General features: G+C 32.1%; 2 protein-coding genes. Both read right to left on the reverse strand.

Translation table 11 applies throughout. The annotated features are described in order from the left end of the window. On the reverse strand, nt 1-1,866 hold a 1,866-nt coding region (locus tag FKZ43_RS09630; protein WP_320415057.1), incomplete at its 3' end, for a ligand-binding sensor domain-containing protein. Nucleotides 1,867-1,966: 100 nt separating this feature from the next. Continuing rightward, nucleotides 1,967-2,650, reverse strand: a 684-nt coding sequence (locus FKZ43_RS09635; protein ID WP_181180333.1) for a two-component regulator propeller domain-containing protein, incomplete at its 5' end; no start/stop codon positions are given.

Consider the following 2,650-nt stretch of genomic DNA (forward strand, 5'->3'; position numbering starts at 1 on the left):
AAAGGTACCGATCCACTTATTATTTTTACCGTCAATGAATAATTTATTAACATAATCAATAGGCAAACCTGAATTTGATGTTTTAAAGACAAACCAAATAGAATCTACCAACTTTGCAATACCACCACCGTGTGTAGCAAACCATAAATTATGATCCTTATCAATTTTAATATCATATACAAAATAATTTGGTAAACCTGAATTTGAAGGATTATATACTGTCCATAACAAACTATCTTGAGGTAAAACTTTAATTTTGGCGACACCTCCACCTATAGTAGCAACCCATAATGTATCATAATTTTCAATAACTATCGCTGAAACATCATTGTCTGGTAAGTAAGAATTAGATACATTATAAACAACCCAATTAGACCCATCAAACTTAACAAGTCCACCCAATTCAGTTCCAACCCATATAATTCCATTATTATCAATAGCAATTGTTCGAATATAATTAGATGGTAATCCTGAATTGGAAGTGTTATAAGTAATCCAATTTTGCCCGTCAAATTTTGCAAGTCCACCACCAAAAGTTCCAATCCACTTGCTACCCAGGTTATCCGAAACAATAGCAGTGACGCTGTTATTAGGTAGACCTGAATTAGTAGTTTTATAAATAGTCCAATTTGTACCGTCAAACTTAGCAAGTCCACCCCCATCAGTACCTATCCATTTACTTCCATCCCCATCAATAAAGATCACATTTATTCTGTTTTTAGGTAAACCTGAATTTGAAATATTGTAATTTACCCAATTGATTCCATCGAACTTTGCAACTCCACTATTTTGTGTACCTATCCAAATATTTCCAGTTTCATCAATGGTAATTTCACGAATGAATAGATCTGGTATACCGGATTTTGAAATATTGAATATGTTCCAATTAATTCCATCAAACTTAGTTAATTCTCCACCGTATGTACCAATCCACTTGATATCCTGTTCATCTATAATTATTGCTCTTACACTATTATTCGGCAAGCCAGAATTTGATTTATTGTAGACATTCCAATTTATTCCATCGAATTTTACAAGCCCTCCATAATCAGTACCGATCCATTTGTTTCCTTGCTCGTCCAAAATTATATCGTAAATTGAATTATCAGGTAAACCAGAATTCGAAGTTTTATAAATGGTCCAATTATTTGAACTATCCAGTTTTGCAAGTCCACCACCTAATGTCCCAATCCATTTATTCTTAAAATTATCGATTGTTATCTTATAAACTAAGTTTGATGGGAGATTAGAATTAGAAGTGTTATAAACTGTCCAACTTACATCATTAAAAATTGCAAGTCCACCCCCTTCAGTTCCAATCCATTTATTTCCCATAAAGTCCAAAGCTATTGTCATAACATCATTATCAGGTAAACCAGAATTAGATGAATTATAAACTGTCCAATTTACATCATCAAATTTGACAAGACCACGACCATATGTACCAATCCATTTATTTCCCTGTCCATCAATAGTTATTGTTCGCACATAATTATCGGGTAATCCAGAATTATACATATTATAGACAATCCAATTTGCGCCATCAAATTTTATAAGCCCATTACCATTTGTTCCAATCCATTTATTACCTTGATTATCAATTACAATAGAATAAATGAAATTGTTTGGTAATCCAGAATTTAATTTATCATAGATAATAAATTCACCCGTTGTTCTATTTAACTTAACAAGTCCACCTCCATTTGTACCAATCCAGAGATAATTTCCTTCTTTAGCAAGACAGTTAATCAGTTTACTATTAGTATAAACGATCCAATCTTGCGATTGTGCAAATAAAAAACCATTCAAGGTTAAAAAGAGCGAAATTAAAGCATAAAGTTTGATTTTCTTTGTTATTTTTTTCATGGATTAATCCTCCCTATTTGTTTAACGCAATTAGTTTTTACACAAATTTTTGCTTCATAAAAACACAACAATTTCAAAAGTATTCCTCTCTCCTAAGTCATTACTTCAATAATATCATTTTCTTCACACTCACGAATTTTCCTGCCTCTAATCTATAAAAGTAAACTCCACCTGGTAAATTACTTCCATTAAACTCTACTTGATATTTTCCTGAGTTATATTCCTTATCAACAAGTTTTTCTATCTCTCGACCAAGTATATCATTTATTGTCAATTTTATATTCGCCTTTTCTGGTAACTCAAATTCAATTTTTGTATTTGGATTAAATGGATTAGGATAGTTTTGATATAGCACGTACTTTTCAGGAAATTTTGTTTTTTCATCTTCGACTTTAATTATCACTCCACCCTCACGATAAACTGCAAGTCCATATCCCCAAGTACCAATCCATTTGTTACCAGAGATATCTATCACAATTGTCTTAACTGAATTATCAGGTAATCCAGAATTATAAGTCTTATAAACCGTCCAATTCACACCATCAAACTTTGCAAGTCCGTTATTTGTACCAATCCATTTATTACCTTCTTTATCAAAGGCAATTGCATTAACATATTTAGATGGCAAACCAGAGTTTGAAGAGTTATAAACAGTCCAGTTCACACCATCAAATTTTGCAAGCCCTTCCTCTGTCCCAATCCATAAATTATCCTGTCCATCTATGGCGATTGCGTTGATATAATTTGAAGGCAAACCAGAATTTGAAGCGTTATAAATAGTCCA

This window comes from Candidatus Thermokryptus mobilis (assembly GCF_900070205.1).
GTDB lineage: Bacteria > Bacteroidota > Ignavibacteria > Kryptoniales > Kryptoniaceae > Kryptonium > Kryptonium mobile.